Origin of the sequence: Streptomyces sp. NPDC005808, from assembly GCF_042871385.1 — a bacterium.
Lineage (GTDB): Bacteria > Actinomycetota > Actinomycetes > Streptomycetales > Streptomycetaceae > Streptomyces.
On record NZ_JBIAIK010000012.1, the window covers coordinates 118,869 to 140,436 of the forward strand.

At 68.0% G+C, this 21,568-nt stretch carries 23 protein-coding genes and 2 pseudogenes; 11 read left to right on the plus strand and 14 right to left on the minus strand.

Annotated elements, in window-relative coordinates; translation table 11 throughout:
* Positions 1-12: 12 nt before the first annotated feature.
* Genes ACFYPC_RS25440 through ACFYPC_RS25450 form a run of 3 tightly spaced genes read right to left on the minus strand, consistent with a single transcriptional unit; the run spans position 13 to position 4,150 of the window.
* The gene (locus ACFYPC_RS25440; RefSeq protein ID WP_388680325.1) at positions 13-1,296 is read right to left on the minus strand and encodes an acyltransferase; all 1,284 of its coding nucleotides are present in this window, start codon (positions 1,294-1,296) and stop codon (positions 13-15) included.
* On the minus strand, positions 1,297-3,672 hold the full coding sequence (locus ACFYPC_RS25445; protein WP_388680328.1) for a glycosyltransferase: 2,376 nt from the start codon (positions 3,670-3,672) through the stop codon (positions 1,297-1,299). It abuts the gene before it with no gap.
* Positions 3,673-3,691: 19 nt separating this feature from the next.
* Positions 3,692-4,150 carry a hypothetical protein gene (locus ACFYPC_RS25450; RefSeq protein ID WP_388680331.1) on the minus strand — a complete coding sequence of 153 codons (459 nt, stop codon included), beginning with the start codon at positions 4,148-4,150 and terminating at the stop codon, positions 3,692-3,694.
* Positions 4,151-4,456: 306 nt separating this feature from the next.
* Between ACFYPC_RS25450 and ACFYPC_RS25455 the strand changes: the two genes are divergently transcribed.
* On the plus strand, positions 4,457-5,482 hold the full coding sequence (locus ACFYPC_RS25455; RefSeq protein WP_388680334.1) for a chitinase: 1,026 nt from the start codon (positions 4,457-4,459) through the stop codon (positions 5,480-5,482).
* A gap of 156 nt (positions 5,483-5,638) precedes the next feature.
* Here ACFYPC_RS25455 and ACFYPC_RS25460 read toward each other — a convergent pair whose 3' ends face one another.
* The 4 genes from ACFYPC_RS25460 to ACFYPC_RS25475 all read right to left on the minus strand — a co-directional run bounded on the left by ACFYPC_RS25460 (position 5,639) and on the right by ACFYPC_RS25475 (position 11,223).
* Entirely contained in the window at positions 5,639-6,085 is a 447-nt protein-coding gene (locus ACFYPC_RS25460; RefSeq protein WP_388680336.1) for a hypothetical protein, read from the minus strand.
* Between the two features lie 7 nt (positions 6,086-6,092).
* Positions 6,093-7,292: a cyclic dehypoxanthinyl futalosine synthase gene (gene mqnC / locus ACFYPC_RS25465; RefSeq protein WP_388680339.1), complete on the minus strand. Its 1,200-nt coding sequence runs from the start codon at positions 7,290-7,292 to the stop codon at positions 6,093-6,095.
* Positions 7,293-7,447: 155 nt separating this feature from the next.
* A complete protein-coding gene (locus ACFYPC_RS25470) occupies positions 7,448-8,251 on the minus strand; it encodes a prepilin peptidase (RefSeq protein ID WP_388680342.1) in 804 nt (267 codons plus the stop codon).
* Positions 8,248-11,223, minus strand: a complete 2,976-nt coding sequence (locus ACFYPC_RS25475; protein WP_388680344.1) for a BTAD domain-containing putative transcriptional regulator — start codon at positions 11,221-11,223, stop codon at positions 8,248-8,250. Before ACFYPC_RS25475 ends, ACFYPC_RS25470 begins: the two co-directional genes overlap by 4 nt.
* 333 nt (positions 11,224-11,556) lie before the next feature.
* Here ACFYPC_RS25475 and ACFYPC_RS25480 point away from each other — a divergent pair, with 333 nt between their 5' ends.
* Both ACFYPC_RS25480 and ACFYPC_RS25485 read left to right on the plus strand, forming a co-directional pair.
* Positions 11,557-12,198 carry a hypothetical protein gene (locus ACFYPC_RS25480; protein ID WP_388680347.1) on the plus strand — a complete coding sequence of 214 codons (642 nt, stop codon included), beginning with the start codon at positions 11,557-11,559 and terminating at the stop codon, positions 12,196-12,198.
* Positions 12,199-12,200: 2 nt separating this feature from the next.
* Positions 12,201-13,271 carry a hypothetical protein gene (locus ACFYPC_RS25485; RefSeq protein WP_388680350.1) on the plus strand — a complete coding sequence of 357 codons (1,071 nt, stop codon included), beginning with the start codon at positions 12,201-12,203 and terminating at the stop codon, positions 13,269-13,271.
* A gap of 14 nt (positions 13,272-13,285) precedes the next feature.
* Here the strand turns inward: ACFYPC_RS25485 and ACFYPC_RS25490 are convergent, their stop codons facing one another.
* The gene (locus ACFYPC_RS25490) at positions 13,286-13,693 is read right to left on the minus strand and encodes an ATP-binding protein (RefSeq protein WP_388680353.1); all 408 of its coding nucleotides are present in this window, start codon (positions 13,691-13,693) and stop codon (positions 13,286-13,288) included.
* A gap of 243 nt (positions 13,694-13,936) precedes the next feature.
* On the opposite strand from ACFYPC_RS25490, the gene ACFYPC_RS25495 reads away from it, so the two are divergent.
* The 7 genes and pseudogenes from ACFYPC_RS25495 (at position 13,937) to ACFYPC_RS25525 (ending at position 17,850) form a co-directional block, all read left to right on the plus strand.
* Positions 13,937-14,788 (plus strand): helix-turn-helix domain-containing protein, encoded by an 852-nt coding sequence (locus ACFYPC_RS25495; protein WP_388680356.1) that lies wholly within the window; start codon positions 13,937-13,939, stop codon positions 14,786-14,788.
* Between the two features lie 8 nt (positions 14,789-14,796).
* Positions 14,797-15,000 (plus strand): DUF397 domain-containing protein, encoded by a 204-nt coding sequence (locus ACFYPC_RS25500; protein ID WP_388680359.1) that lies wholly within the window; start codon positions 14,797-14,799, stop codon positions 14,998-15,000.
* Positions 15,001-15,107: 107 nt separating this feature from the next.
* Positions 15,108-15,380: pseudogene (locus tag ACFYPC_RS25505) on the plus strand (hypothetical protein); the annotation flags it as partial.
* Positions 15,381-15,454: 74 nt separating this feature from the next.
* Positions 15,455-15,697: a hypothetical protein gene (locus ACFYPC_RS25510; protein WP_388680362.1), complete on the plus strand. Its 243-nt coding sequence runs from the start codon at positions 15,455-15,457 to the stop codon at positions 15,695-15,697.
* A gap of 444 nt (positions 15,698-16,141) precedes the next feature.
* Positions 16,142-16,834, plus strand: coding sequence for an enhanced serine sensitivity protein SseB C-terminal domain-containing protein (locus ACFYPC_RS25515; protein ID WP_388680365.1), 693 nt, complete (start codon positions 16,142-16,144; stop codon positions 16,832-16,834).
* Positions 16,831-17,456: pseudogene (locus ACFYPC_RS25520) on the plus strand (hypothetical protein). Before ACFYPC_RS25515 ends, ACFYPC_RS25520 begins: the two are co-directional and overlap by 4 nt.
* 52 nt (positions 17,457-17,508) lie before the next feature.
* Complete coding sequence (locus ACFYPC_RS25525; protein WP_388680368.1) at positions 17,509-17,850, plus strand: hypothetical protein; 342 nt, start codon at positions 17,509-17,511, stop codon at positions 17,848-17,850.
* Positions 17,851-17,865: 15 nt separating this feature from the next.
* Here ACFYPC_RS25525 and ACFYPC_RS25530 read toward each other — a convergent pair whose 3' ends face one another.
* Positions 17,866-18,540: a hypothetical protein gene (locus tag ACFYPC_RS25530; protein WP_388680371.1), complete on the minus strand. Its 675-nt coding sequence runs from the start codon at positions 18,538-18,540 to the stop codon at positions 17,866-17,868.
* Positions 18,541-18,637: 97 nt separating this feature from the next.
* Between ACFYPC_RS25530 and ACFYPC_RS25535 the strand changes: the two genes are divergently transcribed.
* Positions 18,638-18,946 (plus strand): hypothetical protein, encoded by a 309-nt coding sequence (locus ACFYPC_RS25535; RefSeq protein WP_388680373.1) that lies wholly within the window; start codon positions 18,638-18,640, stop codon positions 18,944-18,946.
* A 129-nt stretch (positions 18,947-19,075) separates the two neighbouring features.
* Here ACFYPC_RS25535 and ACFYPC_RS25540 read toward each other — a convergent pair whose 3' ends face one another.
* From ACFYPC_RS25540 to ACFYPC_RS25560, 5 genes are all read right to left on the minus strand, one after another.
* Positions 19,076-19,663 carry a hypothetical protein gene (locus ACFYPC_RS25540; RefSeq protein ID WP_388680376.1) on the minus strand — a complete coding sequence of 196 codons (588 nt, stop codon included), beginning with the start codon at positions 19,661-19,663 and terminating at the stop codon, positions 19,076-19,078.
* A 163-nt stretch (positions 19,664-19,826) separates the two neighbouring features.
* Positions 19,827-20,309: a TadE/TadG family type IV pilus assembly protein gene (locus ACFYPC_RS25545; protein ID WP_388680379.1), complete on the minus strand. Its 483-nt coding sequence runs from the start codon at positions 20,307-20,309 to the stop codon at positions 19,827-19,829.
* Entirely contained in the window at positions 20,306-20,779 is a 474-nt protein-coding gene (locus tag ACFYPC_RS25550) for a TadE/TadG family type IV pilus assembly protein (protein ID WP_388680382.1), read from the minus strand. Before ACFYPC_RS25550 ends, ACFYPC_RS25545 begins: the two co-directional genes overlap by 4 nt.
* Positions 20,779-21,234 (minus strand): TadE family protein, encoded by a 456-nt coding sequence (locus ACFYPC_RS25555; RefSeq protein ID WP_388680385.1) that lies wholly within the window; start codon positions 21,232-21,234, stop codon positions 20,779-20,781. Before ACFYPC_RS25555 ends, ACFYPC_RS25550 begins: the two co-directional genes overlap by 1 nt.
* A gap of 75 nt (positions 21,235-21,309) precedes the next feature.
* Positions 21,310-21,561 carry a hypothetical protein gene (locus ACFYPC_RS25560; RefSeq protein WP_365439153.1) on the minus strand — a complete coding sequence of 84 codons (252 nt, stop codon included), beginning with the start codon at positions 21,559-21,561 and terminating at the stop codon, positions 21,310-21,312.
* Positions 21,562-21,568: the final 7 nt, after the last annotated feature.

Consider the following 21,568-nt stretch of genomic DNA (forward strand, 5'->3'; position numbering starts at 1 on the left):
GGGCCTACGGGCCTACGGCAGCAGCTTCGGCTTCTTCTTCGCCGCGACGTCCTCGACCCAGCCGAAGAGCGGGATCGCGATCCAGATCAGCACCCAGCCGATGCCGAACATGAACCACTGGCTCTCCAGCGGCAGCCATTTCTCGAACGCGGGGACCTTCCAGAACTGGTCGATCAGTGGAACTGCCAGTACCAGCGCGATCTCGTGCCAGAGATAGATCGTCACGGCCCGCCCATTGAAGATCGTCACGATCCTGTCGAGCCGTTTGAAGCGGGCCAGCCATGCGAAGTCGACGTCGTAGTACGCCTTGAAGTACATCAGGAGCGTGACGAAGCCGGCCGACCAGAAGGCCTGGGCGAGTGGGATCTCGTCCAGGTCGTACGTGCCGAACTCCCCCTGGTGGGCGAAGGCGTACCAGCCGCCGTACGCCAGCGCGGCCAGCGACGCCAGGACCACCGACGGAGGTCTCAGCCGCCGGAGCACGCCCTCGCGGTGCGCGAAGCCGACGAGCCAGCAGAAGAGGTAGGTGGCGAGGTCCGTGATCGCGCTGCCGAAGCGGTTCCACGGGGGCGTCCACCCGTACTGGAACACCACGATCGGGACGAGAGAGAGGAGCAGGACCGGAATCGGTGCCTTCCGGAAGATCCACAGGAGCAGCGGCGACAGCAGCACGAACCAGAGGTACGTCCGCAGGTACCAGAGGATCTCCCAGGCCTGGATGCCCCAGTGGTTGCCCGGCGGATCGCCGACCGGCACGATCCAGAAGACGATCTGCCAGCCCGGCATCCAGTCGTGGATCAGCATCGCCACCACGACGAAGACACCCCAGAACCAGAACGGCGGAAGCAGCCGCCGCATCCTGCTCCTGACCACTTTGAGCGCGGGGCGCTCCAGGGACTTGGCCATCAGCGTGCCGGCGAGCGCGAACATCACGCCCATCGACGGGAAGACCAGGCCTGCCCATGCCCAGCCGAAGGTGTGGTACGCCACCACGCGGACGAGTGCCACGGCGCGCAGTGCGTCGAAGTAGCGGTCACGGGCGCCGGCCCTCGGCTCGGGCACGGGCTCCGGTTCCTGCTCCGGTTCCTGCTCCTGCTCCTGCTCCTGCTCCTGCTCCGCGTACCCCTGCTCGTACGGCTGCCGCGGGTACCCCTGCACGTACGGTTGCTGCGCGTACCCCTCCTCGTACGGTTGCTGCGCGTACCCCTGCACGTACGGCCAAGGCTGCTCCCCGTACTCGTACCCCTCCTGGCCGTACGCCTGTTGTTGCCCCGGTTGCTCCGACCCCCAGCTCACCTAGCTCACCCCCGCCGGAGTCCCGACCTCGCCCGTGCGCTTGAGCTTCTGCCAGCGGAGTCGTCCGCCGGTCAGGGCTGTGACGCTGGAGTGGATCAGGACGAGGTACATCATCTGGCGGTAGGCGAGTTGCTGGAGCGGCATCATCGCGAGGTAGCGGTACTTCTCCTTGTCGAGGTGGAACGCGTAGGCCGCGCAGAAGAGTTGGATGCCGAGGACGGCCAGCCAGGCGAGCAGCGCCGCCTGGAAGTCCACGAAGATCATCGAGTAGACGGTGAACACGTCGATGAGCGGCGCGAAGACCGGCGTGACGATCTGGAAGATCACGACCAGCGGCATGCCGACCCGGCCGAAGCGGCCCGAAGGACCCCTGTCCGTCAGCGACTTGCGGTGCTTCCACAGCGCCTGCATGGTGCCGTAGGACCAGCGGTAGCGCTGCGACCACAGCTGCTTGAAGGAACCCGGCGCCTCCGTCCAGGCGATGGCGTGCTCCTGGTAGACGACCCGCCAGCCACCGCGGTGCATGGCGATGGTGATGTCGGTGTCCTCGGCGAGCGTGTCCTCGCTCATGCCGCCGACCTCGATCACCGCGTCCCGGCGGAACGCGCCGATCGCGCCCGGGATGGTCGGCATGCAGCGCAGCAGGTCGTACATGCGGCGGTCGAGGTTGAAGCCCATCACGTACTCGATGTGCTGCCAGGCCCCGATGAGGGTGTTGCGATTGCCGACCTTGGCGTTGCCGGCGACCGCGCCGATCTCGGGGCGCGCGAAGGGCTGCACGAGCTGGTGCACGGCGTCCGGCTCGAAGACGGTGTCGCCGTCCATCATCACGACGATGTCGTAACTGGCGTTGCGCACACCGTTGTTGAGCGCGGCCGGCTTGCCCGCGTTCTCCTGCCGGATGACCCGGACGTTCGGCATGCCGAGCGACTCGGCGATCTCCTTCGTGCCGTCCGTGGAACCGTCGTCGACGACGATGATCTCGATCGGATGGGTGCTCTTCGCCAGCGAGTGAAGGGTGTTGGCGATGCACTCCTTCTCGTTGTACGCGGGCACGATCACGGTCACCGGCCTGGTGACCGTCGGTCCCCAGCTGAACTGGCCGCGCTTGCCGCGCTTCTTGTTGCGCTGTCTGTGGTGGCGGCGGGCGAGGATCAGCATCATCCCGAATCTGCCCATGACGGCGACGCCGACGACGCCCAGGAACCAGGCGAGCACCGGTACGACCCACTCGGCGACCGCGACCGCCGCGATGAGTGCCTTGCCCTCGTAGAGGGTGGCGCCGGTGGCCGTGGATTGCGCGGCTTGCTCGGTGTTCCGGCCGGCGGTGCCCCGGCCCACCCCCGGCAACTGCTGACCGGACTGACCGGGCTCCGCGGACTGGCCGGACTGACCGGACTGGCCGGGCTCAGCGGACTGACTGGGCTGACCGGACTCAGTGGACTGACCGGGCTGTTGAGCGACCCCTACGGCGTCCGCGTCACCCGAGTCCTCGCTGCGCAGCTTGGCCTCGGCGCCGCTGACCGTGGTGAAGGAGTACCCCTTCGCCTTCATGTCCTTGATGTACGTGCCGAGCGCCTTGACCGTCTGTGCGCGGTCGCCGCCCGCGTCGTGCATGAGGACGACGGTGCCCTTGCTGCCCTTTGGCGTGGCGCCCTTGATGATCTGGGAGACACCCGGCTGCTTCCAGTCGTCGCTGTCGTCGTCGACGAAGACGCTGGTGTAGCCGAGGGCGCCGATCTCCTCGTAGACCGGCCAGCTGTAGTTGTCGACGGCGTCGATCTCGGAGGAGTACGGGGCGCGGAACAGCGTCGTCTGGATCCCCGCGGCACCCGCCAGCGCGAGCTGCGTCTGTTTCACCTCGCGCTGGAGCCGCGCCGTGCTCTGGTAGGAGAGGTCGACGTGCGTGAAGGTGTGGATGCCCACCTCGTTGCCCTGGTTCACCAGGTCCTTCACGATGCCCGGATTGCGCGAGACCGCCGAACCGACCATGAAGAACGTGGCGCGTACGTCGTTCTCCTCAAGGATCTTGAGGATCTGGGGGGTCCAGGTCGGGTTGGGACCGTCGTCGAAGGTGAGCACGATGGTCTTGTCGGGCACGGCCTGCGTCTTCTCCGCGCCGTCGTCGAACGTCAGGATGGGGCCGCCCTCAAGGACCTTCTGGGGAACCTTGTCGTAGGCCGCGCCGTCGCGGACCCGCGAGTCGTTGCCGATCTCCGAGCGCAGATAGCCGTCGAGAAGCATCACGCTGGACAGGGCCAGCAGGATCAGCACGGCAAGGATCACACGCGGCTTCTGCAGCGCGGAGGCCCTGCCGGCGGCCCGCTCCATCCGGGAGGGGGCCCGTCGCCGGCCGCGCGAGGTCGTCGTAGTCATAAGTGTCGTCGCCCTCCGGTCAGTTGGCGCCGGTGGAGGCCGACGCGGAGGCCGAGACGGACGGGGAGACGGAGACTGACGGGGAGACGGAGACGGACGGGGAGGCGGACGGGGAGGCGGACGGGGCTTCGCCCGTGGGTACGGCGGAGGGCTGCGCGGGCGGAGTTCCGTCATGAGTCCGGCCGCCCAGCAGCTGGCCGTGGCCCCCGGCTCCGGGTTCGCCGCCTGCCTGGCCGCCCCTGAAGGGAATCAGGGCGGAAGGTGTCACCGAGATGCCCCAGCCCATGAAGGCCATACCGAGCACGACCGCGTACCCCAGGCAGACGACACCGACAAGGGTGCCGACTCGGCGCAGGAGACGTGATCTGCGCCCGGAGTTGTCCACGAACACGGGACCGTCGGCGGGCCCGTTGTCACGTTTGCAGTTGCGGCGGCCGCGCGCAGTGGTGCGGTTTTCGATGGCGGACTCGGATTGCATTCCCCAGACATTAGGTGGGATTTATGTGTCAAAAACTCGGGTTCTGATGTGAGGCGCCAATGAGAAACATCTCCGCCTGTCATTCCCATAAGAGAATCCACCAGCACCCTCCCAACTCAAGGAGGCCCCATATAGACCTTACGCACCATTTCCACGACCGATTTATCCGATTTGCAAGCACTTCCCCATGAGCCTTCTGTGCCTTTGCTGTATTCATGATTCACGGCCTCATGTGACACCTTTCCACTGCGATAACGCGCTTTGTTTCCATCCTGAGACAGAAATCACGAGAGCGGTGCATGCGCAATGAGGAGTTTGCTGAAGCCGGCCGCCGGGCTCGTCTGCCTGGTGGCTCTGGCCTGTGCGGGGTGCTCCTCGGGCGGCAACGCGGGTTCGGGCGCGATGACTTCGGAGCCCTCAGGCACCGCGTCGTCTCCCGCGCAGAGCGAGTCGTCGTCCACCTCGTACACCCCTTATGTGAGCGCCACGGACGCCTCCGCCACGGACTCCGCCGGGTCCCCGACGGCGTACAACCTGGCTTTCGTGATCTCGGACGGCAGCGACTGCACACCGACGTGGAACGGCACGGACGCGATCGACGACTCGGCCGTGAAGTCCCGGATCTCCGCGCTCACGGAGTCCGGTGCGGACGTGCGCGTCTCCTTCGGCGGGGCGTCCGGCAAGGAGCTCGCTGAGACCTGCGACAGCGCGTCGGCGCTCGCGGCGGCCTACGGCGCCGCGCTCGATGCCGCCGGGTCGAACCAGGCGGACTTCGACATCGAGGGTGACGCGCTGACCGACTCCGCCTCGGTCGCGCTGCGCTCCGAGGCGATCGCGCTGCTCCAGAAGGAGCGCACCGGCCTCCAGGTCTCCTTCACGCTGCCCGTGATGCCGTCCGGCCTCGACGCCGACAGCCTGGCACTCCTGGAGTCCGCCAACGACAACTCCGTGGCGGTCTCCACCGTCAACATCATGACCATGAACTACGGCAGTTCGTACGACGGTGACATGGGCGACTACGCGATCACTTCCGCCAAGGCCGCCCACACCCAGCTGGCGGACGTCTTCGGCCTCTCCTCCGAGGACGCCTGGCACGGCCTCGCCCTCACCTCGATGATCGGCGTCAACGACGTCGCCGACGAGACGTTCACGCTGTCCGACGCGGCGCAGGTCCGGACGTTCGCCGCGGAGCAGGGGGTCGCCTGGGTCTCGCTCTGGTCGACCTTCCGCGACCAGCAGTGTGAGGACGACTCGGCGAACGACGACGCGGCCACGGACTGCAGCGGGGTCGAGCAGAGCGCGGGGGCGTTCGCGAAGGCGCTCGCCGGGTGATGCGCGCAGGCGCTCGCCGAGTGATGCGCGCAGGCACTCGCCGGACGGTCGGCACAGGCACCCACCGGACGGTCGGCAGACGCACTCGCCGGGTAATTCGACGGCGCCGGTGCACCGCCGGATGACCTGACGGCGCCTGGTGCAGCGCCGGATGGTTCAACGGCGCCGGTGCACCAGGCGCCCCGCGCACACGGTGGCGAGGCACAACCCGTCCGCGTCGAAGACCGCGAGGTCGGCACGTCCGGCGTCGGCGATCGCGGTCTTCTTCGTACGCAGGAGTACGGCGATGTCGTTGCGGGCGGCGGCGGTGCGCAGGGCGGGCGTGCCGGCGTACTCCGCCAGTACGGCGGTGGCGCCCGACTTCAGTACGGCATGCAGGCGTTCACGCGGTGACGGCGCCTCGGGCAGCGGCCCCTCGTGGACGAGGGCGGGCCCCAGGACCCCGGGCCAGTGCCTCAATCGCGCCCCCGGAAACCGCTCGCGCAGCTCGTCGAGCGCGCCGACGCCCGCGACCCGGTCACCCTCGACGGCAACCCCGGCGTCCTTGAGCGGCGGGCCGTCCCAGCCGCGCCGCACCTCGTCGGCTGCGTGAATCGTCAGCACGGCAAGGCTAGTTGGACGCGAGCAGCTTCAACTCGGGGTGTGCCGTGCCGCCCTCGATCGCCGTGGACGAGATGTGCGAGGCGACGCGCTCGTCGACGGGGTCGTTCGCCGGGTCGTCGTGGACAAGGATGTGCTCGTACGTCGTCGTCCGCTGGGCGGGCACGCGCCCGGCCTTGCGGATCAGGTCGATGATCTCCATGCGGTTGGAGCGGTGCTTGGCACCGGCGGAGGAGACGACGTTCTCCTCCAGCATGATCGAACCGAGGTCGTCCGCGCCGTAGTGCAGGGACAGCTGGCCGACCTCCTTGCCGGTGGTGAGCCAGGAGCCCTGGATGTGGGCGATGTTGTCCATGAACAGCCGCGCGATCGCGATGATCCGCAGGTACTCGAAGAGCGTGGCCTGCGTCCGGCCCTTCAGGTGGTTGTTCTCGGGCTGGTAGGTGTACGGGATGAAGGCGCGGAAGCCGCCCGTCCGGTCCTGTACGTCACGGATCATCCGCAGGTGCTCGATGCGCTCGGCGTTGGTCTCGCCGGTGCCCATGAGCATGGTCGACGTGGACTCGACGCCCAGGTTGTGCGCGGCCTCCATGATCTCCAGCCAGCGCTCGCCGCTCTCCTTCAGCGGGGCGATGGCCTTGCGCGGCCGTGCGGGCAGCAGCTCGGCACCGGCGCCGGCGAAGGAGTCGAGGCCCGCGGCGTGGATCCGCGCGATGGCCTCTTCCACCGACACCTTGGAGATACGGGCCATGTGCTCGACCTCGGACGCGCCGAGGGAGTGGATGACCAGCTGGGGGAAGGCTTCCTTGATCGCGGCGAAGTGCTTCTCGTAGTACTCGACGCCGAAGTCCGGGTGGTGACCGCCCTGGAACATGATCTGCGTGCCGCCCAGCTCGACCGTCTCCGCACAGCGGCGCAGGATGTCGTCGAGGTCGCGCGTCCAGCCCTTGGCGGTGTCCTTCGGGGGCGCGTAGAAAGCGCAGAACTTGCAGGCCGTGACGCACACGTTCGTGTAGTTGATGTTGCGCTCGATGATGTACGTGGCGATGTGCTCGGTTCCCGCGTACCGCCGCTTGCGCACGGCGTCGGCGGCGACGCCCAGCGCGTGCAGCGGGGCGTCGCGGTAGAGGTCGAGCGCCTCTTCCGGGGTGATCCGCCCACCCTCGGCGGCACGGTCGAGGACGGACTGAAGGTCGGCCTTCTCGGTCACCGGGAGTGTCCCTTTCATAGGGGTGTGGACGGGCCAAGCCAGACTACGCCAGCCTTCTGACAAGCCCGACGTCAGGCCGCGTAGGCCCCGATATCCTTCTGACAAGCCCGACGTCAGGCCGCGTAGGCCCCGATATCCTTCTGACAAGCCCGACGTCAGGCCGCGTACGCCCCGATCAGGAGCCCGACGTACGCCCCCGCGATCAGGAACGGCCCGAACGGGATCGACGTCTTGCGCCCCGCGCGCCGCGCCACCACCAGCCCGGCCCCGTACAGCGCCCCGAGCAGGAACCCGGCGAAGGTCCCCAGGAACACCGTGCTCCACCCGTACCAGCCGAGCACCGCCCCGAGTCCGAGCGCGAGCTTCACGTCGCCGAACCCCATGCCGTTCGGATTGATGAGGAAGAGGACGAAGTACGCGCCGCCGAGCGCGAGCGCCCCGAACAGCGCGGTCAGCCAGTCCCCCGCGTGCTCGGGGACGGCAGCGGCCACGCCGAGCAGCGCGAGGGCCGCCGCGGCGAGCGGCAGAGTCAGGGCGTCGGGCAGCCGCTGCACCTTGTAGTCCACCACCGCGAGCAGCACCCCGAGCGGCGCGAGCAGCAGCCAGACGCCGAGTTCGGGCCGGCTGCCGGTGGCCAGGGCGAGGGCGGCGCAGAGGAGGGCGGTGACCAGGGAGATGAGGGGGGTGCGGGGGCCGTACGACGGTCCGCTCGCGGAGGCAGACTGCACACCCGCCGACGCGGCCCCGGTGCTGCCGGGCGCCTCCCCCGCCGTACAGGCACCGCACCTCGCGAGTCCGAGCCAGCCTTTCGCGAGGCCGGTGATCGGGTGCCCGGCGGGACAGCTGTCGCGCCACGACTGGTCGGGTTCGACCGCGAGCCGGTACGCGGCTCGGGGCAGCAGCAGCCCCGCCGCCGCGCCCCACACCACGGCGACGGCGATCAGCGCCGGCTCACTCATCCCACCGCTGCCACGCCACTGCGCCACATGGGCAGCAGCTCGTCGAGGAGTGCCTCCGTGCGCGGCGGCACCCCGCGGGCGCCGCTGCGGGAGACGAGATCGGCGGCGAGGCGCTTGAGGCGGTCGCTGTCACCCGTCGCGTGCGTCGCGCGCAGCAGTTCGTTCCAGAGGCGTTCGTCGGAAGGAGCCGAGTTCAGGGAGGCGTTGAGGGCCTCGATGGCCTTCTCGGCGCGCCCCTTCTCCAGGTGGAACTCGGCGAGCGCGAGCCCGATGTCCGCGACGAGCAACGGGAGTTGGGCGTCGATGATCTCGTGGGTGAGCCAGCCGTACCGACCCTGCGGGCGGTCGGCGAGCAGCGGACCGCGTACGAGTACGAGCGCGTCCGTGAGCAACCGCCCGCGCACCGCACGGCTGTTGACGCCCTGCCCCTGGGTCGCCTCGTGGTAGAGCGAGCGCAGCACATCCAGGTCGGAGACGACGGACTTGGCGAGTGTGAGCCGCCCGCTCGCGTCGGTGCCGAGTCGCGGCGTGCCGTCCGGGTCGTTGCCCAGCCAGCTCCGCAGCCGCTCGACGAGCGCGTCGCGTACGTCGTCGGTGACCCCGCGCGGCCACAGCGCGGAGGACAGCACCCGCGGGTGCACCCCCTCGCGGTGCAGCAGCAGCAGCGCGAGCGCCTCGTGCATCAGCGGGCTGCGCTCACCGTCGGGCGCCTCAAGACCGATGATCTCGTACGGGCCAACGAGCCGTGCGTACACGGCCGGCCGCCCTTGCTCGCTGATGTCGACGAGGAACGGCGGCGTGGCGGCGTTGGTGCTCTCCCGCTCCGGGTCCGCCTCGACGAACAGCTCCACGACCGCCTGCTGCAAGGCCAACGGCAGTGTCTGCGCGTCGAGTTCGAGGCCGAGCAGCGGGGCGAGCAGCTTGCCCGCGGCGGTGATCTCCATCTCCCAGGCGGCGCCGGGCAGATCACCGCTCTCGGTGCCGACGAGGTATCCGATGCCCAACCGGCTGGCATCGGAGGCGAGTTCGGCGAGCCTGACCGCGTCCTCGCCCTGCGGTTCGGCCGCGAGCAGCACGAGGTGCGGGGCCCAACGGGTGTGCTGGGCGGGGCCCGTACGCCCGGTGAGGACCGAGTCGTGACCGGCGGCGCCCAGCGCGCCGCGCCGCTGCCGGGTCTCCGCCTCCATGGTCTCAAGGAGCGCCTCGATGTCGTCGAGGTGGCGCAGCCGGTTGGGCGCGAGCGGCGTGAGGTCCTGCCCGAAGCCGACGAGCGTGATCGTCATGCGGTCGGACCAGCCGTTGGTGGCCAACTCGGCGGCCACGGAGGCGAAGACACCGGCGCGGTCACTGTCGCTGCCACTGAGGGAGACGATCCCGGGGACGGACTCAAGGTTGAGGAGCAGCCGGGAGTCGTCCATCGTCCCGAGGCTGACGAGCCCCGGGTAGGGAGCGGCGGTGTCGACATCCTCGTACCGCTCCGCGTCCGTCCGCGCCAGCATCCAGAACGTCTGGTCCTGTCCGAGCTGCCAGGGCGCGGGCGGCTTTCCGGCCGGCTGGGCGAGTTGGAGGTGCAGGTCGCCGTTGCCGCTGAGCCAGGCCGCGTAGACGGTCGGCAGCGGCCGCGACTCGGCGGCGAGCGCCGCGGCGAGCCCGCGCAGCGACAGGTCGAGCAGGCGTACGCCCTCGGGGTCGGCGCCCACGAGCAGCGCGTCCTGCGCGTCCGCGGCGGAGCCCGTCGGGGTCGGCGGCTCCATCCCGCGGCGCCCACCGACGGCACCGAGCGCCGACTGCCAGAGCGCCTGACGGCGCCGACGCCCGAGAGCGCCGAGCAGGCCGGCGGCGAGCAGGGGCGCGCCGACGAGGGCTTCGGGCAGCCCGAAGGAGAAGCCGCTGTCGTCGGCGGAAGCCGCCTGCGCGGGCTGCGCCTGCTGCTGCTCGCTGTCGGGCCGCTGCTGGGGCACGTGGATGTGCGCAGTGTCGCGATCGCCGGAGCCCGCGCCCAACTGGCCACCTTGCTGCGCGCCTTGTTGCTGGTCCCCTGACCCTGTCCTGGCGTACTCCTGGATCTGCTGCTGGACCTGCTCCGAGGCCTTGGGCGCCTCGTCCGGCATCTCGACGAGGTCGCCGCCGCGGGCGTCGGCCGGCATCTCCAGGATCCAGCCGGGCCGGATGAGACTCGCCTCAGACAGTTTGGAACCGTCGGGCTGCGTACGGTCCTTGTTGAGCTCGTAGATCTCCTTGTACCGGCGCCCGTCGCCCAGATGCCGCTCGGCGACCTCCCACATCGAGTCGTGGTGACGGCCTTCGGGCGGCTGGATCCGGTAGTACTTGGTGTCGCCCGCCGTGGCCGTACTGCTCAAACTCTCAGCGTGCGACGCGGCGTTGGCGGCCTGCTCGGCGATGGCGGCGGCCGCGTTCGAGGCGGCCTGCTCCTGCTGCTGCCCGAACAGCCCGCCCGGCGTCTGCTGGGCGACGGCGACGCTCCCCCGCTGGTTCCCCTCCATGCCCTGCCCGAACTGCGAGAGCCCCGGTGTGAAGCTGGCCGCGGTGGCGCCCACGAGCAGCAACGCGGCGACGAGTTGGCGCGCGAGCAACTGGCTGGGCCCTGCACCCGGTACGCGGTTCGGCAGCCCTACGCCCGACAGCGCGGCCTTCACCTCGACGAGCACGCAGGCGGTGAACTGGGCCCAGGCGAACCAGACGAGGACGCTCAGCACGTTGAGGAACGTGCCGACCGTGATCTCCTGCTGCAGCCAGTCCAGCGTCGGAGCCCCGCTCGGCAGCGGCCACCCCAACTGCGTCGCCAGCGCGCCGGGCACCCCGACCAGCAGCACGACCAGAGCGAGGAACGCCCCGAACGCCTTCGCGATGTCCCCGAACGTCCGACGACGCCGGGGCAGGGGCTGCGGCGTCCGATTCCTCGGACCCGGCGGGCTTCCCGTGGAGCTTGAAGAAGTGGTGCGTCGGGCCATGGCGGGTGTCCTGGGGTCGTGTGCGGAGGGGGTGGGACAAGGGGGGCGTGCTGAGCCTACTGAGATCTTATGTTTGGCGCGGAGGGCCAACCAGGGGGCGGGTACCGCCACCTGAACCGATTCCTCACCTTCCGCCCACTAAGCCCGACTTGCCCGCCGTTTGGCGACCCTCGCGCGCCCACCCTCCACACCATTCGCAACCGTCACGTCACACTTCTCACGGCCCTCACACAATCCCCCACCACCGCCCTGATCCCTCTACTCACTCTTCTGCTCACCCTTGATAGCTTCGTTCTCTGTCGCACACAGCCGCATCACTGGGGGAGCAGGCCCGTGGCCCGTCGCACCATGACCACCGCCGCCATCGCGTTCACCGCGAGCACGGCCATCCTCCTCACCGCCTGCGGCGGAAGCGACGACTCGTCCTCGGACGACATCAAGGGCGCGGACACGGGAACGAGCAGCCCCTCGCCCTCGGTCTCCGTCTCGGCCGCGTCGGACGCGAACCGGCCGGACATCAAGCTCCCCGAGACCTTCCAGGCAGACTTCGAGGGCTGGACGAACAGCGACCCCGAACTCCAGACCGCCCTCGACGACGGCAAGGAGCGACTCCGGGCCTCGTACGCCGCGATCATCGACGGCGATCCCGAAGCCGACTATCTCTCGTACTACAGCGGAACAGCGGCCATGAGCACCGGCTCCGCATGGGTCAAGGGCTACAAGGGCCTGACGATCATCGGTGAGGTCAAGGTCTACGACCCCGAGATCACCTACCTCGGCGACGCGAAAACGAGCGCCACGCTCTTCTACTGCGTTGACGAGAGCGAGGGATTCAGCAAGGACCTCAAGACCGGCGAGACCGCCGGGACCCCGAAGGGTGAGTCCCCGAAGGTCCAGTACCGGACGAGCCTCGGGAAGGAAGCGAACGGAGTCTGGAAGACGCTGACGGTCGAGACGGAACCGGGAGGGTGCTGACGATGGCCACGCCCCGCAAGATCCTGGGAACCATGGTCGCCCCGCTGATACTCGTCACCGCTCTGGCCCCGTCCCCGGCTCTCGCCCTGGGCAAGCCCCGGCACGAAGGCCAGCCGAGCGGCGGCTCGGAAGACCAGAGCGTGTATGCCTCCGCCAAGCACTCCCAGATCAAGATCACGTACGTGAAGGGCGTCGGCGGCGGAAAGACGGGCAACCTCGGGACGGTCGACCCGAATTGGGGACCCCCGGCGTGCTGGTACGAGCCTGTCTTCACCTCCGACGGGCTCAAGAGGTTCGTGGACGAGACGGACGGCAGCGGAGACGTCGGAATCCACCAGTCCTGGTTCGGCAAGGAGCTGTGGACCAACCACTACCAGGACAGCAAACCCGAGCCGAACATGGACGAGAAGATGACGTCCGCCCCGGGCTACGACAACTACAACATCGGCAAGGACGGCTACTTCTGGCGGAGCGTCGCCCCCGACGACAGCGACCCCAGGTCCTGGGACTGCGGCCTCATCATGTTCTGGCAGGACGCCGGCCAAATCCCGACCGTTCCCCACGCCCCCACGGCCGAGACCCTCGCCGAGTACGCGTACGCGTACAACAAGGTCAAGGTCCCCGACACCGAGATCGAGCTGAAGCCCGCCACCAAGTCCACGGTGAACCTGCCCACTTGGGTCTGGCTCGACAAGGGCACCTTCCAGGAGGTCAAGGTCCGCGCGGAACTCCCGAACACCGGCCTCTGGGCGGAGACGACGGCGAAGCCGGTGAGCCTCCACCTCGAACCCGGGACGGATGACGCCGAGACCTTCCCCGCCTCCGGCGAGTGCAAGATCAACGACGACGACAGCATCGGCACCCCGTACGCCACAGGCGACGCCGACAAGACCCCGCCTTGCGGCCTGACTTACCTCCGCGCCACCGACGGAAACCCGTACGAACTCAAGGCCTCCGTCACCTGGCAGATCACCTGGACCGGCTCCGACGGCACCGGCGGCGACCTCCCCAACGGCACCTTCGAGACGACCCAGGACATGAACGTCCAGGAGATCCAGTCGGTCAACCGCTGAACGCGAACCACGCATTACGCGGCAGCCAGATCACACCAGACGTACTTGCCGGTGTCGCCGCCCTGGCGAAGCGGATGCCAGCCCCAGTCATCAGCACAGGCCCGGACGAGCGCGAGGCCACGGCCCGCTTCCCCGTCGGGGGCAACCGCCAGGTCGTACGGGGGCGGCACCGGGCTGGCGTCCCATGCGCCGATCCGCAGGACCCCCTTCCGCCAGTGCAGGCGCAGGGCCGCGGGGCCCTTCGTATGCCGTACGGCATTGGAGACAAGCTCCGCCGCCAGCAACTCGGCGACGTCCGCGAGGCGGATCAGGCCGTGCATGGTGAGGATCAGCCGGACGGTACGGCGGCACACGGTGACGGCACGGGCGTCGTGCGGGATGTGGAGTACGTACTCCCAGGGTTCTGCTTCGGTTTTGGGCATGCGTGAACTCCTTTGAGGTGTGCGGAGTTGAGGCTGAGGGGGTGCCGCGAGGCGCGGGCGGTGGCAGTTTCACGGCCGTCACGGCATGACGGGGTGGTGCACTTCCGGGGTCCCGAGGTCCCGCAACGTGTGCGTCGCGTCACTGACGGTATGCCTTAAACTTGCGACCACGCAAGCCACTCGCGTAACCTGACACCCGAACGGGGCACCCCGGCAGGCGAGTTGGACCAGAGAGCTGGGCACATGGCAACAAGGCGACACCCCACCGCCCGACAGCTGCGACTGGGCGCCGAGCTGCGCAAACTGCGGGACGCCGCCGGCCTGAAAGCCACCGAGGCAGCGACCCTGCTGGGAGCGAATTCCGCCCAGATGAGCCAGATCGAGGCAGGCGTCGCGGGCGTGAGCGAGGAACGCGTGCGCCGCCTTGCCTCGCACTACTCCTGCGCTGACGATGAGTTGATCGACGCGCTGGTGGCATGGGCCACGGACCGCACGCGGGGCTGGTGGGAGGAGTACCGGGGTCTGCTGCCCACGCCTTTCCTGGACCTGTCCGAGCTGGAGCACCACGCCACATTTCGGTGGGATGTGGATTTCCTTCATATCCCGGGCCTCTTGCAGACCGAGGAGTACGCCCTCGGGGTCTTCTCACACAGGGTGCCCGCACTCCCCCAGAGCGAGCTCGCCTTGCGCATCGAGCACCGGATGAAACGGCGCACCATCATCGACGGCGCCCAACCCATTCCCTACAAGGCAGTGGTGCACGAAGCGGCACTGCGCATCAGGGTCGGCGACCGCGCCGCATCACGTGCGCAACTCGACCGGGTCCTCGAACTCTCGGAAGCGGACCACGTGACCGTACGGGTCATCCCCTTCGACCTGGACCGCTTCATCGATGCCGGAAGCGCGATGGTGTACGCGGGCGGCGCCGTCCCCAAGCTGGACACCGTCGTACGGGATGCACCACATGGCTCGGCCTTCGTCGATTCCGAAGCTCAACTCAGCAGCTTTCGAACGCTCTTCCGTAGAGTGGAGGGTGTGTCACTCGAACCCGCACGGTCGCGTGACTTCATCCACAGGCTGACGAAAGAACTGTGAGGCGCAGTATGACGAACCCGTACAACTGGCAGAAGTCATCTTTCTCCGGTGGCGGCGACGGTAATGCCTGCCTCGAACTCGCCACCGGCCCCGCCGCGATCCACCTCCGCGAAAGCGACACCCCCACCACCCACCTCACCACCACCCCCACTCCCCTGGCCCACCTCCTCCAGGCCATACGCACCGGCACGGTTTCCACACCCCGGGGGTAACAGCCCCTCGACAACGCCCCGGTCGGCGTTCCACCCGCAACAGCCCGTGCGATACGTTCACACGCACGTTCTAACTCTGCCGTTGCAGGTGTTTACGGGGGAAACACGTGTCGCACCGCCCGACCGACTGGCACATACTCGACCTGGACCGCGACCCGACGCCGGGTGACCCCACCCGCGTACGGAAACTCGCGGGCTCGCTACACGACTTCGCCGACGATGTCGCCCAGGTCCTGAGGGACGTCAAGGGCATGGCGAATGAGGACGCGGTGCTGGCCCGGGCCGGCAAGACAGCGGACGCGTTCACTGCGGAGTTCGAGAACGTTCCCGGGCAGTTGAAGAAGCTCAAGAAGTCGTACGACCTCGCGGGCGACGCGGTGACTACTGGGCACGAGTGGAACCGGCCGGCCCCCTGCAGACCCAATTGGATCTGGCGCTGAAGCCGGAATAGTCCATGGCTCCGGGAGGCCATGTCACGGCTCCGCAGGCCACGCACTACGTGGCGGCCGACATCCCGTCGGGTACGCAGTTCTTCGAAGGGGCGGCAGCCCCCCAGGCCAGCAGCGGGGTCGGCGGCGGAGGCGTGAGCATCCCGGGATCCGTCATGGGCGGAGCGAACCAAGTGCTGTTCCCCAAGACGGGTATCGACGCGAACTGGCTGGTCCCCGGGGTGGCGCGAATGGGCGCCGGCCCGTGATCAGCCTCTGCGCCACCAGGATGTGCGGCGCTCGGGGGCGGGAGGTGCCGACGTGCCGGGGCGCTCTTCCTCGTAGTCCCAGCGGGCTCCCCGTCCCAGGTAACCTCCCAGCCAGAAACGCTGACCGCAGGTCGTGCACGAAAGAGTCCAACCGACCCATTCACCTTGGGAGATGGATTCCGGAATCTCCCCGATGCGCTGCACATACCGTGCGTCGGACAACGGCCCGGTCCCGTCGACAACCGACAGCTTTCCCTCGGAGGTCAGAGGCTGACAGAAGTCCACGGCATACCGCATCAACTCGACTGCATTTGCGAGTTCACGCGTCGTGCACCATTCTCGGCATTCCTGACATGCCACCCCGAACCTCCCGACTGATCACAGCATCTACCAATCGTAGCCGAGAGCGGCAGGCGTAATTTCATGACTTTTCCCTCAAACGCATTGGAAGAACTTCTCGCGGTCGTCGTCAACGGCGACCGGGCCGTGGAGGATTTCCTCGATGCGCTCGCCGAGGGCCAGGTCTGGGTGCCACTGCCTGCCGGTACTGATCCTTCGGGCAGCGGCATCGCCCTGCCGACCGTCACCATCTCCGGGGAACCGTTCGGCCCCGTCTTCACCTCGGCGGAACAGCTCGCCAAGAGCGCCGGAGACGTTCCGCACATGGTCCCGCCGGTCCAGGATTTCCTTCGGAACCTGCCCGAGTACCTCGGCCTCGCGGTCAACATCGGCGGCGACGCCGGCATGCCCGTCCGCAGCACCGGTGTGAGGCGGCTGCGCGGAGAGCGGAACACCGCGCCCCCTGGCAGCCGTATCCGCCTAGGGGAACCTGCACAGGAGCCGACGGCTCTGCTCTCAGCACTCGGTGCGGAGTTCCGACGGCTTCCCGAGGTCCGTACAGCGCGGCGCGGCTGGGCACAGGTCGGCGACGCCGTACCTGGTCTGATCCTCGGCATCGACCTGTCCACATACGATGCCCCGAGCAGAGAAGCAGCGCTGGCCTCCGTCCGTGAGGCGATCTCGCGGGTGCCCGAGGAATTCTCCGTCGACACGGTGTTCATGGACGACGCCACGGATTCCGTGACCGGCTGGCTCAAGGACAACGTCGACCCCTTCTACAGAGCAGATCACTCATGAGCGACCCCACCGCCCTGCCCGTTGGCGTCTCGCTGTCCGTCCCGGAATCGTGGTGGGAGTTCGACATCCGCCCTGAGAGCCGCGAGGCGACCGTCCGTGCACTCGTCGACGAGCGGATCCTCGAAATCCCCGAACTGGCCCCCTACCGCTCCGACTTGACGACCATGCTCCGCAGGATGGCCAAGGACGCCCACGATTCCGGTGCCATCTATCTGGGGTGCATGGCCGAGAACTTCGACGGCGTGCCCTGACGGCGACCGTCACGGTCTCCGTCCTCGGTGCGAAGAACCAGCAAGGCGTGGCTCTGTCCACCGACCCGCGGGTGATCGCCGAGAGCCTGCGTACCATCACACCCCGCCGCGAGGGCGATGCCTGGCGGACGGTCACGACCGTCGAGATCCCCGAAGTCGGAACCACGGCCCGGACTTTCGGTGTCGAGGACGTACCCGTCGCACAGGGCGACACGCGTACCCTTCGTATGGCGCTGACCCAGACATACATCCCAGTCCCGGGAACCACCGACCAGGTCATCCTCGTCTCCGGGGCCAGCCCGGTGCTGGACCTGGCCGAGGCGTTCCACGACATCTTCGACGCGGTTACCGGCACATTCCGTTTCGTCTGACGAGTGAGAGTCACGAGTCTCGACGGACCTTGACGACCTTGGGGGATCCCACATGGGCAACGGCAAAAGTGACCTCGCGCTCCCGCTGAGCGAATTGGAGGACTACGGAAGTCGGCTGCGTTCCATCAAGTCCCGGATGAACCGCACCAAGAAGCTCTTCGAGTCCTACAAGGAAGACCTCGGCGACAACACCGTCTACGACGCCCTCGACGACTTCGAGTCCGGCTGGGAGGACGGCCGCGAGGACATCACCCAGGCCCTGGACGCCCTCGCCGACATGTCCGACGCCGTCGTCCGCGAGTTCAAGAAACTCGACGACCAACTCGCCAAGGACGTCTCGGAGGGCGTGAAGCAAGGGGGCGAGGGGGGAGACAAGGGCGGCGGCGGCGCGTAAGCCGTCCGGAACGCCTCACCTCCCCGGAGTACCCGATACCTCCGAGTGCGGATCTGGCACGTGGACCCCTGCGCGACGGGCTCGTTCGAGGGCTTGTGGGCTGGCTCCGTTGGCTTCGGCGGGGATGGCCCAGTTGTAACTGCTGCGCTGGTGCATGACGTAGAGGCGGCACGGGCCGGGGGCGGCGATGACGGCAGCAAAGCGGGGATCTCCGGCGAACCAGATCTCCCGGACCTGAGCCTTGCGCTCGGGTGTGGCGCGGCGCCCCAGGCGTCCTCCCCACCAGACGGACCGCACGTGCGAATGCATGACCATCGTCACCAGTTGGCCCAGCGCCTCGGGGTCGGAAAACTTCAGCCAGGCATAGCCGGCCCGGACACCCGGAATGTCGCCGACACCGCTCTCCGGAGTCTCATGAACCTGCCAGGGATAGTGCCGCAGGAGACGGCGCGTTCGGAAAGCACCAATGATGTACCTGGGCTGCAGGAAGGCCCGGTAGAACGAGTAGAGCATCGGGACGAAGAAGAGCCACAGCGTCCAAGTGATCGACATGATCACATACCACGCGAGAAGGCCCATACATGCCGCTGGCCACAGGATCTGGCAGGCGACTGCGCAAGCCATGAGCTTCATCCAGGCACGGCGCGTTCCCGGGTCGTCCCAGGCTGTTGGGTGACGCGCGGCGGTCATGTCATTCCTCCTGATATGAGCCACCCTGGGCTGCATTCGCTCGGCCGGCCGCCGGCCAGAGAGTTCGATCCATCCGGATACCGAGAGGGATGAACAGGTGACTTACTTCTTCCGATTGACCCTGATTAACGAAATCCCTCCTCCCCCGTTCCTCTACAAAGCCGAGATCGACGGCACTCATGAGGTTTTCCTCATCCTCGACGAGAAAGCCAACTCGATTCGCCCCTCGGACTCCAATGGCAATCCTGTCGAGTCTATTCGAATGGCTCTCGACCATGGGAACATCTCGGGCGACATCGAAGACCCGAACATGATCAGAGGGTTCCCGCTGATGGCCTCCCACCTGCTGACACAGTGGAAGAGACAAGGCAACCCTCCTCAAGAGATCAGTAAGTTCTTCGCATGACAGTCGCCGCAATGATCACTACGAAGAGCAGCGCCCACGACAGTCCAGACGCAATCGTCCTGTCCGTTCCCGAGTCCTGGTGGGAATTCGACATCCGGCCCACGAGCCGGGACGCGACGATCCGTGCGTTCAGGAGACGAGGGCAGCCGACATGCTTTTGCCGTAGCTCGGGGGCTGGTGAATCACGTAGAGGCGTCGAGGACCCGGAACCGCAATGACGCCCGCGAAGCAAGGATCGCCCGCGAACCACACCGTCTTGGCCTGGGCGGTCTTCTCTGTGCTGAAACCGCGCCCGAGGCGTCGCCTCCACCATGCGGACCGAATGTGCACCCGCAGGACGACCGGCACCATCTCAACCGATCGCTCGGGGTGCGGGAAACTCAGCCAGACGTCACCCGCAGTCATGTCCGGCATCCTGCCGATGCCGCTCTCCGGGGTCTCGAACACCTGCCAGGCGTACTCCCTCAGGAGGCGCCGGGTGCGAAGGGCCCACGTGACGTAGGCGGGCTGGAGAAGGGTCCGATAGAACGCGTAGAGCATCGGGATGAAGAAGAGCCACAGCGTCCAAGTGATCGACATGCTCACGTACGACGCCAGGAGGCCCACCCACACGACCGGCCAGATGACCTGGCCGGCAATCGCGCAGGTGATGAGCTTCGTCCAGGCACGGCGCGTGGACGGGTCGTCCCATGCTGTGAGGGGATGAGCAGGGGGCATTTCATTCCTCGCCGGGTACGTCAGGAAGCGGGTTGTCGAAGCTGAACGTGCCCTTGTCCTTGCCCTGGGACGAGTCGTCCTTCGCCCCGTCCCCTGGCCCCGGGCACTCTCCAGCGCTACGCGTGCGTCCCCGGCCTCACCGTCGAGCTGCCGGGCAACCGCCCTAACCAACCTCGTTCTCCGCGACCGCCCGCCCACGGACGACCACGTCGCCGCCGTAGAACATCCCGATGAAGACCGGGGAGTAGGTGAGCTGGACCTCGACCTCCACCTGGTCGGCGTTGGCCGCGACGCAGTGGGTTGCCGCTATGTCCGCTCCGGACATGCCCATTTCCTGGGCGAAGGCTTTTACGCGGGCGCCACAGTTCGCGAAGTTGATGGGTGCGGGGCCGCCCTCGTTGTCGTACAGGGCTTCCTTGTCTATGTCCTGGGCGGCGTAGCGCGCGGCCTGTTCGGCTATGTCGGCGGCGCGTTCCCGCTTGGAGATGGACATGCCGCCGTCGATGACGAAGGCCGAGAGGGAGAGGAAGACGAGCGCGAAGATGATGACCGCGCCTGCGCCCGAGCCGCGGTCGTCCAGCAGTCCCCGCCGCGCGCCGAGCCAACTCCGTACAGCCCGGTTGCCCACCTGGGGAGGGAAGTTCACGCCGTCCTCCGGAACGGGTCGAGCGGCGAGCTGAAGGTGGACGTCAGCGTCGTGGGTACGTCGAGGCCGAGCATCGCCAGCCCTCGCACCTCGCAGGTCACCTCGACGGTGAAGATGGTGTCGGGTTCGAAGCCCGCGCTGGTCTGGTTCACCGTCACCGGGCCCGCGCAGACGTCCGCGAGATCCGCCTCGGCGGCCTTCTGTGCTTCGGCCATGGCGGTGGCGTGGTCCTTCTGGATCGATCCGGCGCGCGCCGCGTCCCGTGCCGCGCCGTCCAACGCTCCCCGGCCGTCCACCAGTTGTCCGAAGGCCACCAGTACGAGGATGAAGAGGATCATCACCGGAGCGAGGATCACCACCTCGATCGTGGACAGACCGCGGTCCCGTCCGGCGGTGGCAGCGCCGCGCGCGCCGATCCAGCGGCTCCAGTCACTCCAGCCGTTCCAGCCGTTCCAGGTGGGAAAAGCCATCAGTTCCCGTCCTCCGGTACGAACCTCTCCACCGGGCCCGAAGACTGCGCGTGGACGGTCAGGTCGAAGCCGGGGAACACCGTGGGCACCGTCGCCGTGATCTCCACGCCCACCGTGTTCGGCTCCGGCTGGAGCATCGTCACGTCCGGGGACAGCACGAGCTGCGGGCCCAGCTGCTGGATGTAGCTGTCTACGACGTCACCGGCCTCGCCGCGCCACCCGGCCGGGTTTTCGTCGGCCGTGGCGCGGGCCTTGCGCGCGCCCGCCTGGGCCGCCGCCTGGGCCACGTGGTCCGCGAAGAAGTACAGCGCGAACTGCACCGTCGCGAAGATCATGAAGAACAGCACCGGCGTGAGGAAGACGAACTCGATCGCGGTCATGCCGGAGTCACCGCGGGCGGAGGCGGCACCTTTGGCGGCCTCCACCCGGCGGCGGACCCAGCGACGTACGCGCACGAGCGGTTCTCGTTCTTCCGGAGTGGACGGGTGTGGACGGGTGTGGACGGGTGAATCAGCAGGTACCGCTGTCGATCAGCAGGTACCGCTCTGGTTGGCGCCCGCGATGCAGTCCCCGACCTTGTTGGCGCCGTCGCTCAGCGCGGTGTTGATGATCGCGGCGACCACGCCGACGATCGCCACGACCACGGCGGAGATGATGACCCACTCCACCGCGGACGCACCCCGGTCGAGTTCGCCGGAGCGGGCACGCTGCACCCGGCCCTGGAGGAAGGTGATCAGGAAGTCCACCCCCGGGATCCCGGTGTTGAAGTTCCGTCCGTTCATGGTGAGT